We start from the raw sequence: 14,803 nt of genomic DNA, 5'->3' as shown, positions 1-14,803 counted from the left end.
CAACTACTCCTTGGTTTTCTTTTTGGCTCGTGGATGAGCTTGGTCATACACCTCAGCAAGATGTTGAAAATCAAGGTGAGTATAAATTTGCGTAGTTGAAATGTTCTCATGGCCTAGTAATTCTTGTACGGCACGCAAATTATTACTCGATTCCAACACATGAGTGGCAAACGAATGACGCAGTTTATGAGGACTGATATGACTGGCCACCGACTGCTTGTGCCCCCACTCTGCCATGCGTTTTTGTACGCTGCGATGCGAGATTCGACCACCGAGCTTAGAAATAAATAACGCCACTTCCTCGCCTTTCAATAGCGAATCACGCACCTTCAACCATTTACCCACCCACTCTTTGGCTTGCCCTGAAAACGGTACTTTCCGTTCTTTATCGCCTTTACCAATCACTCGAATCTCGCCGCGGCTAAAGCTGAGATCTTTAAGATTAATCGCCACCAGCTCTGCCAAACGCAAACCAGCGCCATACATTAACTCCATCATCGCTCGATCACGAATCGACAAGGGGTCATTGTCGGTCACCTCAAGCAACTGGGCCATCTCATCAACATCCAGGTTTTTCGGCAGTGGCCGCTGTTTTCGTGGCGCAGAAACTCCTTTGGCAGGATTGGCGCTCAACTCACCCCGTAAAATTAAAAAATCAAAGAAGCTACGTAAAGAAGATAAACGCGTCGCTAAGCTGCTGGCTTTCATCCCATCGCGCATCCCTTTACTGGCTAGCTGACGAACCCAAGCCGCATCGACGTGTTGCCATTCACTCACACCGAGATGATGAAGATGACCAGCCATAGCCTGTAGCTGCTGCTGATAATTACGCTGAGTATGTAAACTCAAACCTTTCTCACTGCGCAAATACTCATAAAAGCGCAATAGCGGCTGAGCTAACCCGCTCGGTAATACCGACGTTTCTTCACTCATGGCGATCACATTGCCAAGGTAACACGGTGATCAAGTGGCTCAGCAACAGCGCCAAATGACGTAAAAAAAGCGTATCCATACAAGGTTGAAAATGGCCACCATCGGGGCTGGAAAAGGCCAGAATACCTTGTGCGGCATTCTGACCAAGAGGCAATACGACATAAGAGCCCATTTCGGGTGCCGCGCACTGATCGCCAAATAATAACCCGCGATCGGCTTGCCGTAATCGACCTAAATAGGCTTGTTTGCCATTAAAATGATTGGTTGAGAAACGCTGCAACGACTCTTGGTTGATGCGGTATTCCGCCAGCGTTGTATCAACTAAGCGCAGATAAGCCATTAGCCCAAGTCGCTGCGCGGTCGCTTCAATCGCTCGACATACGGCAGGTAAACTCGAACACTTTAATAACTGTTCTTGTAAATCCATAAATTCATGGAAAGTGCGATCATTATTGGCGGCAAGAGACATTAAAGCGGTGATCTCTTCTTCCAACTCTTCAATCCGCTGCCGTTGACGGGCCATTTGAACATGAACCAGAGAAACGGCCCCTGCCTGTGGATGTGGCAGGGACAAGCGTTCCACCAATTGAGACCGGTGCTGGAAAAAATCGGGATGATCGGTTAAATATTCGGCCACGACCTCTGCGGTCAGAGCCTCTACCTGTGGTTGCAACAAAACACATCCTTACTTTAGCAAGAGAGTTGACCATCAAACACGTGAGTTGCCGGTCCTGTCATATACAAAGGCTGTCCTGGGCCTTTCCAACTGATCTCCAAACGACCACCGGGCAAATTAACCGTAACGGTATCATCCAACAAATCTTGTAAGATGCCGACCGCAACGGCGGCACAAGCACCACTACCGCACGCCTGAGTTTCACCAGCACCACGTTCGTAAACCCGCAGATTAATTTGCTGACGATTGACAACCTGCATAAAGCCAGCATTAACACGCTCAGGGAAACGTTCATGCGACTCCAATAAAGGACCGATTCGTTCAACTTCAGCGCTAGCGATATCCTCTACCACGGTCACCACATGAGGATTACCCATACTGACGGCGCCACAAAATAGCGTCTGTTCATCGACGCGCATAATGTACGTTTTTTCCGCTTGCTTAGCGCGAAACGGAATTTTACTCGGTTCGAATTCAGGAATGCCCATGTTCACGCACACCTGATCGTCCTCTTCAATGCTCAGAATGATTTTGCCTTTTTTGGTGCTGACACTCAGGCTGTACTTATTAGTTAAGCCTTTCATGCGCACAAAGCGCGCAAAGCAGCGTGCGCCATTGCCACACTGCTCCACTTCACTGCCATCAGCATTAAAAATCCGATAGTGAAAATCGGTTTCTGGATCATACGGCGCTTCAACCACCAAGAGCTGATCAAAACCGACCCCAGTATGGCGATTGGCTAAACGACGAATCAGCTCCGGAGAAAAGAACACGTTTTGGGTAATACAATCAACGACCATAAAATCATTGCCCAAACCGTGCATTTTAGAAAAATGGAAATGCATAAATGATCACTTTACTCCGGCAAAATAGTTTCTAACGCCCAAAGACTCGCTAGCGCTTCACGTTGACGAACAAGATGAATCTTATTGTCATCCACCATCACTTCTGCCGCTCGGGTCCGAGTATTGTAGTTGGATGACATCACAAAACCATACGCGCCCGCAGAACGAACTGCCAACAAATCGCCTTGCTCTAGCACCAACGCGCGATCTTTACCTAAGAAGTCGCCCGTTTCACACACCGGGCCAACCAAGTCATAAGTCACGGCTTCACCGGCACGCGGCGCGACCGGCACAATATCCTGCCAAGCTTGATACAACGCTGGACGCATCAAATCGTTCATTGCCGCATCAATAATCGCAAAGTTTTTATGCTCAGTGTGTTTTAAGAACTCAACTCGCGTTAATAACACCCCAGCATTGGCAGCAATGGCACGACCAGGTTCAAAAATCAGCTCTAAATGTGGATGATTGTGCAAGCGAGCCAACAGGGCTTTCGCGTAATCTCCCGGCTGAGGTGGACGCTCATCACGATAGACAACACCCAGACCACCACCGACATCCAAATGCGCGATGGCGATCCCTTCGGCGTGTAATTGGTCAATCAACGCCAGTAGACGATCGGTAGCATCAATGAATGGCTCGAGCGCCGTCAACTGAGATCCGATATGGCAATCAATACCGCGCACATTGATGTGCTCCAGACTGTGGGCCAGACGATACACTTCTGGCGCACGTTCAAAGGCAATGCCAAATTTATTATCGCGCAGGCCTGTCGAAATATAGGGATGAGTATGCGCATCGACATCTGGATTGATCCGCAACGAGACCGGCGCTGTCACGCCAAGCTCACCCGCCACTTGATTTAATAACAGTAGCTCAGGTTCCGACTCAACATTAAAGCACTTAATCTGCAATGTCAGTGCACGTTTCATCTCAGCCGCCGTTTTTCCTACTCCAGAAAAAACCACTTTACTTGGGTTACCTCCCGCAGCCAGTACACGCTCTAATTCGCCACCAGAGACAATGTCAAACCCTGATCCCAAACGAGCTAACGTATTTAACACGCCTAAATTGGAATTGGCTTTCACCGCATAGCAGACTAAATGTGGGTGTGCGCCAACGGATTGATCAAAGGCATGCCAATGGCGCTCAAGCGTGGCTCTTGAATAAACGTATAACGGGGTGCCGAATTGCTCAGCTAACTGCGCGAGAGAGACGTTTTCTGCCCAAAGCTGACCATCTTCCTGATAATTAAAGTAATCCAAAATAATGTCCCTTAATCTAATGTCTTGAATTTACTGATTCTGTTCACTCGGTTGAGCACGATCAGGCGGATATAGCGGACCCGTTTGTCCACACCCTGCTAACGCAAGAGCAGATAACAAAAATAGGGCTGTTATGGTTTTTTTCATTGTGCATATCGTAATTATTGACTCAATGCTCTCTATAATCGCACCACAATCAGGAAAAGCAATAGCATAGACAGGATGAACGACGCTGAATTTTATCCACGGGTTGGCAGTTAATTCGAATACATCAGACAAATAAGGGGGGAATCATCATCGAATATTTCGCGCAACGCAGCCAAGCTGTCGGCTGGCTGGTGGCATATCAAAACATCATACCTCACCAAAATGAGGTGGTTCGATAGCCGTCGAGAATCAATCACAGGCTGCGATAAACTCAAACGATGTAAAATGGCAGAGAGGAAACAGCCTAAATCAGGCATCACGCGACTAGGGTCTGTTGACCTTAGGCATTGATCACTTTTGAAGGACGAGAATAAACGGAGGAGTCATTACGATAAGGCACCACATAGCTCTCTCCTTCCTCAGGATGAATAATTTGGTAATACTGGGGCAGATTAAAGTTAATTAATTTAGCAGCAATCTGATTATCATCTTTTACTGACGTATAGAAGCTGTTAACACTGGTGATCATCTCATCTTTTTCACCGCTACACTGATGATACACCTCAATCCGATTCGCTTCATCGAGCACGTAAATGTTAAAGCCCTGCTCAGTATCCTCAAAAAAGAACTGCACTAAACCTTCACTGGCAAAGCCATCAACCACATCCGGCAGTTGATAATCTTGCTCGCGATCCAACATCAGTAATGGGGAGCCTTTAAGTTTATTACTCGAAATGCTGCGATAAAAATCGACGGAATTTTCTAAGCGTTGTACCGAGACCCCTCGTCGCTCAAAAAACAGGCCATACATCTGTTTGCCAATCCGCATCGCTTTAAACCGACGCCGCTTCTCTTGCTCAACAGGCTTCAAACGCAAATCAATACACTCTGCAAGCAATTGATAAATCAAATTACGCATCACGCCACGCAAATGTTTGCTGTAGCAAAAGACATCCACCGACTCAGGAGGAATCGCATCTTGGTGCATCTTACCTAATACCGTTTTCAGCGCATCCAATATCGCAGTTTCGCCTTTAAAGTGCAGGGTACGCACTTCTTGCCAAGAATTGCGATACACCAGATCAACACTGCCGACTAAGCATTGCTGCTGCTCAGAAAAACTAAAAATATCCAAACGCTTAACGTCAACCTTAAGCGATTTGCCCGTGAGTTGGGTAGTTGGATCATTTTCAAAATTAATGAACATCGCCAGTTGGCTGATTTCGCAAGGGCTAGCGAGCGCGGCCATCGTCGGGCGACGTTTATGTAACGAGAAGGTATTTCTTAGATCACTGACCATTTGATAAAACTTATCGAGGTCGAGATGCGCATCACGCACAATAGAATGTAAATGCGTCGATTCGGTGATTAAGCCATTAAAGAAGGCCCACGCGACAAGTTTACTTAAATATTCGTGATGATCTAAACAGCGCTGACCGATCATGCGCTCTGCCCGTGGCGGCTGCTTATACAAATACCACCCTGGAGGGTTGCTTCGCCCCGGACGAACTTCAATAAAAGTCAGATCCGGTTCATGTAAATCTGGGGAGATTTGTGGATTAAGCAGCGTCACTTTACCGGGCAGCACTTCAAACGCGGCATACAATTTACGCGCGAGAATAGAAATGTCTTGAGGGCTGATCGCCGAAGTGATGTCATGCCGACGCGCAAATTGAATCAAGTTACGATAACTGAGCATTAACGCATCCAATAAAGCATGATGAACAGTTTTTACTTGCTCTACTTTCCAATGACGGCGGTTATCTAGCTGCTCAATTGTTGCTGCATCCCACTGCCAATCTTGAACCATTTCAGTTAAGGCTTCACGCCGCCACGCAACTGACCCCGCGCTTGGATCTCGCGATAATTTCTCATGGGTTTTAAGATAAAAACAGCGGCGAACTAAATCGAGTCGTGAATAGTCACCAATTCGCTCTAAGTAGCGAGTGACTTTTTTCAGCATCAAATAGTACGCGTCCATCCCATAGAGATCGGGCTCATGGGCAAAAAAGCGTCGTTTGGTATCAATGCTGAGTAATTGAGTATGGGGATATTCCCAAGAGTAAGCTTCTAATAAGGTCGCTTTTAAGACCGATTTATAAGGCGAGTCAATACTTTTATACAATTGCCATAAATTGGCACCAAAATACTCTTCGGCAGGAATTCGATTTAGGCGTCCAAAATCAATCCATTCACTGCAATCAATGTAGTGATTAGCACACAACACATTGACGTATTCATCGTAGCACTCTTCCATTTCAGGCGGTACGATTTGCCACAATAAGCGCTTACCGGCCAAGCGAACCGCAGAACGATAGAACTCATCCAACAACAAAAGGTGTTGAGAAGAACCGCAGTTCTCACCGGTCATTTGATCCGATTGATTATGACGAAAACGTTGTTCATCCATAATAAAGAAATTGGCTTCGACACCTTGGCTTTTTGCCCAATCGGTGATCAGCAAACATTTGTTGCTTAAGCGTTCACGCTGTTCGCAGCTCATACTGGCCGCCACACATACCCAAATGTCTAAATCACTTGAGGTACTTTGGCCAATCGATGACGTGCTTCCCATCGTGTATAAACCTAAAATACTCAGCTGACTAGGAACCGGCAGCGTTTCTCCTAAAGCCAATTGCGTATCATCGATTAATTGTTGCTGAATCGGATCTAGGCTAAAACACTCAATACCGTGTGGAACTTGCTGTTCAAAATAGCCGGGGATCAAAGGATGGTTGTAGTGCAGCAAAGCGGGGATCAGATGAAAAACACGCTGACCTTGTAAATCCATAAGCGCCAGCGCACGCTCAGTGCGTTGCCGGTTAAGATTATCTAATCGCTGAATTAAGGTTTTTGTGTAAGCCTGCAAGGTTGGTTCCTTGGTTGAAACATTAACGCCCGCTTTGGATATGTTTTGTACGACAGACTAAACAAAACGTGATCAATTTAACACTTTAAATCCGCTGGGTAAAGTCATCTGCACTCTCTATCATACTAAAGTCGTAATTGATTGAGCAAATGACGACTCTAAAACACAAACGCGGCAGTACTGCTCATTTACTGTCTATTTTACTCGATATCGCCACAAACACCACTCAACTTGCTGGCTTACTTCGTCAAGCGAAGAGCGGTTTAGGAGGATACCAACGAGAAGCTCATCACACTATTTTCACTAAAAATCATCAATTTAGTCACAAATGAGCTTCATCGCCATCTAGTATTAAAACTTTCCTGCGCACAATGTTAGGATGTCAGTATTGTTGACTGTTTATCGGGATTATCATGACTTCCACGCCTCCAATTCGTATTGCCACTCGGCAAAGCCCGCTCGCTTTATGGCAAGCGCATTTTGTAAAAGATGCCTTACAAGCTGCTCATCCACACTTAGCGGTAGAGCTGGTGACTATGGTTACTCGTGGTGATGTGCTATTGGATACGCCTCTCGCCAAAGTCGGTGGGAAAGGGCTATTCGTTAAAGAATTGGAAGTCGCGATGCTGGAAGGACGCGCCGATTTAGCCGTCCATTCGATGAAAGATGTGCCGGTGGATTTTCCTGACGGATTAGGATTAGTCACGATTTGCGAACGTGAAGATCCCCGTGATGCTTTTGTCTCTAATACCTACCACTCCCTTGAAGCGCTGCCTCATGGTGCCATTGTCGGTACTTGCAGTCTCCGCCGCCAATGCCAAATTAAAGCAGCGCGCCCTGATATTATCATTAAAGAATTACGCGGCAATGTAGGAACGCGCCTAGCAAAATTGGATGCTGGGGAGTTTGATGCCATTGTCCTTGCCGCGGCAGGATTAAAACGCTTGAAACTGGAACAGCGCATCGCCAGCTTTATATCTCCAGAACAATCGCTCCCAGCGGTCGGTCAAGGCGCTGTCGGTATTGAGTGTCGCTTAGATGACCAACGTCTCCTCACCTTACTCGAACCCTTAAATCATGCCGATACTTATGATCGCGTGATCTGCGAACGAGCAATGAACCTGACCTTACAAGGTGGCTGCCAAGTGCCTATCGGTAGTTACACCGAATTAGACGGTGAGCAGATCTGGTTACGTGCTTTGGTTGGCGAGCCAGATGGCTCACGGATCATCCGTGGTGAGATTCGAGGCCCACGCCAACAAGCCGAACGCCTAGGCGTTGAATTGGCCCAGCAACTGCTTGACCAAGGTGCGCGTGATATCCTCAATAAACTCTACGCTGATCACGAGTAAACCATGGCGATCTTGGTCACTCGCCCAGAGCCACAAGGCGAAGCTCTGTGCCAATTGCTCCAGCAACATGGACATCACGCACTGCATCATCCATTAATCCGTATCGACGCCGGAATGGACTTAGCCTTACTCCGCTCAGAACTCTACAGCTATGAGGTGATTGTTGTCGCCAGCCAACATGCGGTTAGTTGGGTTGAACACACGCTCCAAGCGGAGCGACTCTCGTGGCCAACCAGTGCGATTTATGTTGCCATTGGTCAAAAAACCGCACAGGTTTTAAGCAAAGCCAGCCAACAACTCGTACACTACCCCGATATCAGTGATAGTGAACATCTTTTGGCGTTGCCAGCGCTACAATCGGTAGCCGGAAAACGAGTGGTCATCTGGCGTGGTAATGGCGGGCGAGAGTTAATTTACCAAACACTGCACCAACGAGGAGCCAACGTTGACTACCGTGAAATGTATCAGCGACGCCCCTTGCCTTTTGACGGTGAAACGGCGTTAGCACGTTGGCAAGCAGCCAACGTCGATACCTTAATCATTACCAGCGGTGAGCAGCTGGCGTTTTTTTGTTCACAACTGCCTCGCAAAGCTCAAGCTTGGACGAGGGCATTACGCTTATTGATCCCCAGTCAACGTATCGCTGAACAAGCACGAGAATTGGGGTTTCAGCATACAGTGATAACAGGAAGTGCGGCAAACCGCGATTTAGTGGCGGCTGTTTAGCCTTAACCCAGGATTTAGCCATGACAGATAATAACCAACCCTCTCCACAAAAACCGCAGCAAACTTCACCTCAATCCGGCGATCCGGTCGATAAGAGTGACCAAGCAAAAACCAAACAAACCGAGCGTAAGGCAGACTCAACAAGCCATGCCAATTCGCCGAAAACCGTCAATCCGCCAACAACCACCTCCGTCAGTAGTCCAGTAAGCGGTGGCAGTAAACTCGCCAGCATTGCGATTGTGTTAACGGTGTTGTTTAGTGGCGGCCTCACTTTACATATGCAGCAGCAGCGTGCCGACCATCAAGCGCAAATAGGCGCGCTACGAGCAGAACTCAATCAAGCTCGCAGCACCATCAATACTCAGCTTGGCGAAGCGAAAGAACAAGCGATTAGCGCTACTCGTGATATAGCGACTCAAGCTGAACTGTTGCTTAATCAGCAAAAACAGAGCGTCGATAGCTTGCATCTCGCACTTGCTGAAATTCAAGGTCGACGCCCCAATGACTGGCTATTGGCAGAAGCGGATTACTTAGTCAAACTCGCGGGACGCAAACTGTATTTAGAGCGTGATATCGAGACTGCGACTCAATTAGTCCAAGAAGCTGATTTACGTGTTGCGGAGCTCAATGATCCAAGTTTAACTTCACTGCGTCGCGCACTACGTCATGATATCGCTCAGTTACAAGCAATGCCGCTCATCGATAGAGATGGCTTAGTACTGCGTCTGATGAGTCTGCAGCAGCGTATCGACCAACTACCGCTCGCCAATGCACTATTGCCAGAGGAAACTCAGCCTAGCCAACCGACCGTTTCAGAGGATATTGCTGATTGGAAAACCAATCTACGCACCTCTTTGCAAGCCTTTGCCGATAACTTTATTACCTTTCGCGTAAGAGATGGACAAGCGATACCGCTGTTATCACCACAGCAAGATCTTTATCTTCGTGAGAACCTTAAAGCCAAATTAGATACCGCCATCCAAGCGATCTACAGCGAGCAACAAGAGATTTATACGCTCTCCCTCAATATGGCCCTAGAATGGTCAAACGATTATTTCAATCGATACGATCAGCAGGTCAAAGCCTTTACTCATAGCCTTGAGCAACTGGCTGAACAACACATTCAGCTTGATACGCCTCAGCTCACCGCTCAACAGTCACTCGCTGATGTGATTCGTGAACGGTTACGTCGCTCTGTGGCACCAATAATGACGGAGGGACAGCAATGATTCGTTTACTGTTTTTACTGGTTGTCCTCGGCCTAGGCTTATTTGTGGGTAGCCAATACGCTGGCCAACAAGGCTATGTTTTGATCTCCATCGCTAATACCAGTATCGAAATGAGCGTCACCACGCTGATCATTTTGATGGTCGCTTTACTGGCGGGACTATTTTTTCTTGAATATCTGATAAAAAAAATCCTTCGTGCCAGCAGCAGCACATGGAACTGGTTTACGATTCGTAAACAACGTCGCTCCCGCCGTTACACCGATGAAGGTATGATTAAACTACTTGAAGGGGATTGGAAACAGGCCGAGAAAAAAGTCACTCGCTGGGCGAATCATCATGATATGCCGCTACTCTGTTATTTGGCCGCGGCAGAAGCGGCTCATGAACAAGGCGATCAGCGTAAACGAGACGACTATTTGACGTTAGCCGCTAAACAACCGAATGCCACCCTAGCGGTTGAATTGACTCGCGCCAAACAGTTATTGAGCGACCAAGCATGGCAGGCAGCGGTTGATATTCTGACTCCGTTAGCACAGGCTTACCCTGATAATATTTTGGTTTTAAAGCGCTTAAAACAAGCTTATCTCGCCTTAGAGCAATGGCAACCTCTCCTGGCCTTAATTCCAAAATTGACTAAAGCTCAATTACTCACCCCATCACAGGCCGATGCGCTGACCTTACAAGCTCAACAAGCAATGCTTAGCGTTGTGGCAACTCAAGGAGGTAGCGAAGGATTACTGGCTTATTGGCAATCGCTACCCAAAACCCTTAAAAACGAAACCCGTTTAATGGTTGAAGTGATTGAACAGTTATTACAGCGTCAAGCCGACCCAGCGGCGTTTAAATTACTCAAAGAGTGGCTAAATAAGCAGCCTACGAGTGAGTTATATCGCTTTCTGCCTAAGTTAACGCTAAAAGATAAACAGCCACTTATCGCCTTACTGCAAGACAAGCTACGTCGCGATAAAAATAATGCCGAAGCCCACAGCGCGCTAGGCCAAATTCTGCTCCACCAGAGACAGTGGGCACAAGCGCAACAGCACCTTGAACAGGCTTTATCACTTCGAGTGAATATTGAAGATTACGCCTGTTTAGCTCAAGCATTAGAGCAGCAAGATCGCCCACAAGCGGCGCACGATGTCAGTCGTAAAGCCTTATCCTTACTGACCACCGCTTAATAGAAAAAGCGGTCCCTCTGTACGATGGACCGCTTTTTATACTCTTCTGATGCTCTTCCCAATCGTCGTGAGCGATCACGATATCAGGTATGATACGTGAGATTAGATAACCCGAGAAAACTGCTGCTGACGGGCGCGCTGACGTAAATACTTGTCAAAACACATGCAAATATTGCGGATCAGCAATCTGCCACGTAAGGTGACGCGGATAAAACGCGAGTCCACTTCAACCAATTGATCATCAATGAAGGTTTGTAATAACGCGAGCTCTTGCTGGAAATAGTCATTAAAACGCAGCTTAAAATCCTGTTCTATTGCCTGTTTATCCAATTGGAAATTACAAATAAGTTGTTTAATGACTTCACGGCGTAGCAGATCATCACTGTCTAATGACACCCCTTTCCATAGCGCGTGACGCATCTCATCCACTTGCTGATAATAGCGTTTCAGATCTTTTTGATTTTGGGCATACACATCGCCAACCATTGAAATGGCAGAAACACCAAATCCCAGTAAATCACAATCGCCCTGCGTGGTGTAACCTTGGAAGTTACGATGTAAAACACCGTTACGCTGCGCCACGGCTAACTCGTCATCGGGTAACGCAAAATGGTCCATGCCAATAAACTGATACCCCGCTCCCGTTAAGGTGCTAATGGTATCTTGCAAGATGGCCATTTTTTCCTCTATCGAGGGCAGAAAGTCAGATTTGATTTTACGCTGTGCGGCAAATAACTCAGGCATATGCGCATAATTAAACACTGACAAACGCCCCGGACGCATCTCAATCACTTGTTGTAAAGTGGCGTGGAAACTGGCGACCGTCTGCTTGGGTAAACCATAAATTAAATCAAGGTTAGTGGAGCGAAATCCAAGCTGCTTGGCGCGCGCTACTAAATCAACAATAAACTGTTCATCTTGTTCACGATTAACGTACTGCTGAACTTGTTTATCAAAATCCTGCACTCCGATACTGATGCGATTAAAACCTTCACTCCGCAAATGATCGAGTACCGAGAGTTCAATCTCACGTGGATCAACTTCAATGCTGATCTCCGCATCGGGCTGAAAGTTAAACTCAGCCCGTAATAACGTCATTAAACGACTCATTTGAGCGTTGGTTAAAAACGTCGGTGTACCACCACCAAAATGCAATTGAGTCACTGGACGCGAAAGCAGCAATGGTGCGCGTTGACGAATTTCGTGTTCCAGCACATCTAAATACTCATCCGCTTTATGTGAATGGCGAGTGATGATTTTGTTGCAGCCACAGTAGTAGCAAAGCTTGTGACAAAAAGGAATATGGATATACAGGGATACCGGTCGCTGTGGATAACGCGCACAAGCCATATCAAATTCGGCAATCGTGAACGCTTCGTGAAATTCCACCGCGGTTGGATAGGAAGTGTAACGCGGCCCCGAGTAGTTGTACTTGTCTAAAATGGTTTGATCCCAAACAATCTGCTGACTGGGTACGACTGGCGACAACATAGTGACTCTTCCGTTATTGAACGTGGACTGATTATTTTGCCACACCAGAGACATAGCGTCGGGCAGCAAAAGAAGATTTACCGATAAAATAGTCTAAATTGCTAGCCGGATCACTTCTTATTACCCGTTAAACAAGGGCAATAGAGATCGTCTGCGTGTTGGCACCGCAACGGCTTTCGAGATATAACGCGACAAGCGTACACCATCGAAAGCATTCACTGAAAACCGGATGAATAGATTAAACGAATTGAATAGGAATTTGTTGATTCAACGGCTGAATACGCTGTTGTAAGGCTTTTAGCTCAACAACAATCGCATCATTAAGACGCACTTCTGCTTTCTGACGCGTCAGGTTATGGCGCATTCTTTCTTGCTTTGGCATCGCTTGTCGAGCGTCGCCACGAGGCATATCTTTAACAATGTGGTACAGCTCTGCGGTGGCTGGATAGTCACGCTCAAAATCTACCCGTTGTTCACCCTGCACATAATCCATAATGCAGTAAACTCGAATGGCGATTTCCGATAAATCACACTGACCTTGAATACCGGCCAAACAGAGTGTATTCACACTATCAAAAATATTGGCGTTACGTTTTTCTATTGCCAGTGTTTGATGTTGCTGCTGTAACTGAGTTTGTTTTTTAACTTGCAATAACAAGTAAACGGCATAGCTTGCCAAACCAAGAATGATCAGTCCACCAACCATCATCAACAAAAGCGTATTCATACCATTGCCCTACTGTTTGTATCCATCCACATCTAGATTTTCAAATTGCGCCAACAACTCATCATCGGATTGAACTTTACGTACCTTAGATTGAGTCGCTTGTGGGATAGAAAAATCATCTTCAGGCTCATCGTCTTCATCAGCAGCATCATCGAACAACCCAAGTTGCTTCATCAAGACTTCGATGCGATCGAGTTTTTCGTCGACGTATTTTTGTAAACCCGCACCCAGATTTTCACCACTATCAATTCTATCGAGCAGAACGTTCAACTGAGGATCATTTTCCAGCATCGCTAACTCTTGTTCAGCATCTAAACGGCGCTGCTGCTTACTGGCTTTTTTACCCGTTTCTACGATCAATGGAATTTTTTTCTTGCTTCCCAAGCGCGGATCGCGAGCTTGCTCAGCAGTACGTTGACTTTGCTCACCGCCATCGGAATGGCGACTACCACTTTTCAGTCCTTTGCGTTTTTTCAATTTTTTGCGCTCACGGCTTTCTACATCAGCCTCACTACGATTACGTTTACGAGCAACAATCAGTTCACCGTTAAAGCCGGTTTTTGCTTTCTTTGTACGAGACATTACTGGGGTTTCCTCAGTAAAATTACATCATTTCCGATAAATTCAAGTTCGAGCTTATCCCGCTCGGCCAGAAACTGAAAGGTATCACGACTAAAAAAACTCACATGAGTAAGATCATTTTTATAGTGCCATCCAGCAAACGCATCCACGTTTTTCACTAGTTTGGTCATGATACCAATCCAGCCTCCTGGCTTAACTAAATTCAGCCATTGCTGCCAAATACGGTGAGGATCATGTAAATGCTCAATCACTTCACTGGCAGTCATAAAATCATAGTCCCTTTGTAGGACTTCTTGCTGTCGATAATAAAAGAAGTCATACAATGCGACGTCGTGTCCAGCTTCTTCAAGCATGACCGACAACGTCGGGCCTGGGCCACAGCCAAAATCCAATCCCTTCGATTGAGGAGCAAGTCTCTCAAGCATTGGCTGAGAGAGACGCGATAAAAAACGGCGATAGCCCAGATCGTTGGGATTATTGTCGTGCAAATCGTAGAAACTTTTCTCACGTTCAGCGCTCAATCGATCAACCGGAGGCACAAAGACCAATCGACAAACCGAACACTCTCTATAAGCACGATGATTATCGGCAAAATAAGCGTGGGTTTGAACGCTGTGGCACAAAGGACAAGTATGCATTGTCGCCTCCTGATTGGGGGATGCGCAACATACCAGAAACTGTCGATAGTGTGGAGCCTCTTTGTTCAAAAACAGAGCAATTATTGTAAAAAGATCATCAATCCATTTATCACACGACAAAAAGGCCCGACCGCCGCGAATAAGC

The 14,803-nt window shown here is 46.6% G+C and carries 15 protein-coding genes; 5 read left to right on the top strand and 10 right to left on the bottom strand.

What is annotated here, in order from left to right; genetic code table 11:
* Positions 1-3: 3 nt before the first annotated feature.
* The 6 genes from xerC to CAG58_RS03050 all read right to left on the bottom strand — a co-directional run bounded on the left by xerC (position 4) and on the right by CAG58_RS03050 (position 6,735).
* Positions 4-933, bottom strand: coding sequence for a tyrosine recombinase XerC (xerC, locus tag CAG58_RS03075; protein ID WP_004393922.1), 930 nt, complete (start codon positions 931-933; stop codon positions 4-6).
* Positions 926-1,609, bottom strand: a complete 684-nt coding sequence (locus CAG58_RS03070; RefSeq protein WP_004393921.1) for a DUF484 family protein — start codon at positions 1,607-1,609, stop codon at positions 926-928. The genes xerC and CAG58_RS03070 overlap by 8 nt, the downstream gene beginning before the upstream one ends.
* 14 nt (positions 1,610-1,623) lie before the next feature.
* The gene (dapF, locus tag CAG58_RS03065; RefSeq protein ID WP_161426392.1) at positions 1,624-2,454 is read right to left on the bottom strand and encodes a diaminopimelate epimerase; all 831 of its coding nucleotides are present in this window, start codon (positions 2,452-2,454) and stop codon (positions 1,624-1,626) included.
* Between the two features lie 11 nt (positions 2,455-2,465).
* Positions 2,466-3,719 carry a diaminopimelate decarboxylase gene (gene lysA / locus CAG58_RS03060; RefSeq protein WP_161426393.1) on the bottom strand — a complete coding sequence of 418 codons (1,254 nt, stop codon included), beginning with the start codon at positions 3,717-3,719 and terminating at the stop codon, positions 2,466-2,468.
* Positions 3,720-3,749: 30 nt separating this feature from the next.
* The gene (gene lptM / locus CAG58_RS17130) at positions 3,750-3,866 is read right to left on the bottom strand and encodes an LPS translocon maturation chaperone LptM (protein WP_411847833.1); all 117 of its coding nucleotides are present in this window, start codon (positions 3,864-3,866) and stop codon (positions 3,750-3,752) included.
* 340 nt (positions 3,867-4,206) lie between these two features.
* Entirely contained in the window at positions 4,207-6,735 is a 2,529-nt protein-coding gene (locus CAG58_RS03050; protein ID WP_004393918.1) for a class I adenylate cyclase, read from the bottom strand.
* A 149-nt stretch (positions 6,736-6,884) separates the two neighbouring features.
* On the opposite strand from CAG58_RS03050, the gene CAG58_RS03045 reads away from it, so the two are divergent.
* The 5 genes from CAG58_RS03045 (at position 6,885) to CAG58_RS03025 (ending at position 11,220) form a co-directional block, all read left to right on the top strand.
* Positions 6,885-7,067 (top strand): hypothetical protein, encoded by a 183-nt coding sequence (locus CAG58_RS03045; RefSeq protein ID WP_004393917.1) that lies wholly within the window; start codon positions 6,885-6,887, stop codon positions 7,065-7,067.
* Positions 7,068-7,148: 81 nt separating this feature from the next.
* Entirely contained in the window at positions 7,149-8,087 is a 939-nt protein-coding gene (gene hemC, locus CAG58_RS03040) for a hydroxymethylbilane synthase (RefSeq protein WP_004393916.1), read from the top strand.
* A gap of 3 nt (positions 8,088-8,090) precedes the next feature.
* On the top strand, positions 8,091-8,813 hold the full coding sequence (locus CAG58_RS03035; RefSeq protein WP_161426394.1) for a uroporphyrinogen-III synthase: 723 nt from the start codon (positions 8,091-8,093) through the stop codon (positions 8,811-8,813).
* A gap of 20 nt (positions 8,814-8,833) precedes the next feature.
* Positions 8,834-10,042, top strand: coding sequence for a uroporphyrinogen-III C-methyltransferase (locus CAG58_RS03030; protein WP_161426395.1), 1,209 nt, complete (start codon positions 8,834-8,836; stop codon positions 10,040-10,042).
* Positions 10,039-11,220, top strand: a complete 1,182-nt coding sequence (locus CAG58_RS03025; RefSeq protein ID WP_161439694.1) for a heme biosynthesis protein HemY — start codon at positions 10,039-10,041, stop codon at positions 11,218-11,220. The genes CAG58_RS03030 and CAG58_RS03025 overlap by 4 nt, the downstream gene beginning before the upstream one ends.
* 102 nt (positions 11,221-11,322) lie before the next feature.
* Here CAG58_RS03025 and hemN read toward each other — a convergent pair whose 3' ends face one another.
* The 4 genes from hemN to CAG58_RS03005 form a co-directional block, all read right to left on the bottom strand.
* Positions 11,323-12,711, bottom strand: a complete 1,389-nt coding sequence (gene hemN, locus CAG58_RS03020) for an oxygen-independent coproporphyrinogen III oxidase (protein WP_161426396.1) — start codon at positions 12,709-12,711, stop codon at positions 11,323-11,325.
* A 238-nt stretch (positions 12,712-12,949) separates the two neighbouring features.
* Positions 12,950-13,438: a DUF2489 domain-containing protein gene (locus CAG58_RS03015; protein ID WP_161426397.1), complete on the bottom strand. Its 489-nt coding sequence runs from the start codon at positions 13,436-13,438 to the stop codon at positions 12,950-12,952.
* A 9-nt stretch (positions 13,439-13,447) separates the two neighbouring features.
* On the bottom strand, positions 13,448-14,020 hold the full coding sequence (gene yihI / locus CAG58_RS03010) for a Der GTPase-activating protein YihI (protein ID WP_154169782.1): 573 nt from the start codon (positions 14,018-14,020) through the stop codon (positions 13,448-13,450).
* A complete protein-coding gene (locus CAG58_RS03005) occupies positions 14,020-14,658 on the bottom strand; it encodes a class I SAM-dependent methyltransferase (protein WP_161426398.1) in 639 nt (212 codons plus the stop codon). The genes yihI and CAG58_RS03005 overlap by 1 nt, the downstream gene beginning before the upstream one ends.
* Positions 14,659-14,803: the final 145 nt, after the last annotated feature.

The organism is Vibrio sp. V31_P5A7T61, assembly GCF_009904895.1.
Classification (GTDB): Bacteria; Pseudomonadota; Gammaproteobacteria; order Enterobacterales; family Vibrionaceae; genus Vibrio; species Vibrio metschnikovii.
The sequence above is the reverse complement of the archived record's forward strand: the minus strand, read 5'-3'. Positions and strand labels throughout refer to the sequence as shown.

What these genes read in the sequence shown, in the direction of transcription:
- yihI (WP_154169782.1), bottom strand. Translation starts at nt 14,020, where the DNA reads ATGTCTCGTACAAAGAAAGCAAAAACCGGCTTTAACGGTGAACTGATT.
- CAG58_RS03030 (WP_161426395.1), top strand. Translation starts at nt 8,834, where the DNA reads ATGACAGATAATAACCAACCCTCTCCACAAAAACCGCAGCAAACTTCA.
- CAG58_RS03045 (WP_004393917.1), top strand. Translation starts at nt 6,885, where the DNA reads ATGACGACTCTAAAACACAAACGCGGCAGTACTGCTCATTTACTGTCT.
- lptM (WP_411847833.1), bottom strand. Translation starts at nt 3,866, where the DNA reads ATGAAAAAAACCATAACAGCCCTATTTTTGTTATCTGCTCTTGCGTTA.
- CAG58_RS03005 (WP_161426398.1), bottom strand. Translation starts at nt 14,658, where the DNA reads ATGCATACTTGTCCTTTGTGCCACAGCGTTCAAACCCACGCTTATTTT.
- CAG58_RS03035 (WP_161426394.1), top strand. Translation starts at nt 8,091, where the DNA reads ATGGCGATCTTGGTCACTCGCCCAGAGCCACAAGGCGAAGCTCTGTGC.
- CAG58_RS03015 (WP_161426397.1), bottom strand. Translation starts at nt 13,438, where the DNA reads ATGAATACGCTTTTGTTGATGATGGTTGGTGGACTGATCATTCTTGGT.
- CAG58_RS03025 (WP_161439694.1), top strand. Translation starts at nt 10,039, where the DNA reads ATGATTCGTTTACTGTTTTTACTGGTTGTCCTCGGCCTAGGCTTATTT.
- hemN (WP_161426396.1), bottom strand. Translation starts at nt 12,711, where the DNA reads ATGTTGTCGCCAGTCGTACCCAGTCAGCAGATTGTTTGGGATCAAACC.
- xerC (WP_004393922.1), bottom strand. Translation starts at nt 933, where the DNA reads ATGAGTGAAGAAACGTCGGTATTACCGAGCGGGTTAGCTCAGCCGCTA.
- dapF (WP_161426392.1), bottom strand. Translation starts at nt 2,454, where the DNA reads ATGCATTTCCATTTTTCTAAAATGCACGGTTTGGGCAATGATTTTATG.
- hemC (WP_004393916.1), top strand. Translation starts at nt 7,149, where the DNA reads ATGACTTCCACGCCTCCAATTCGTATTGCCACTCGGCAAAGCCCGCTC.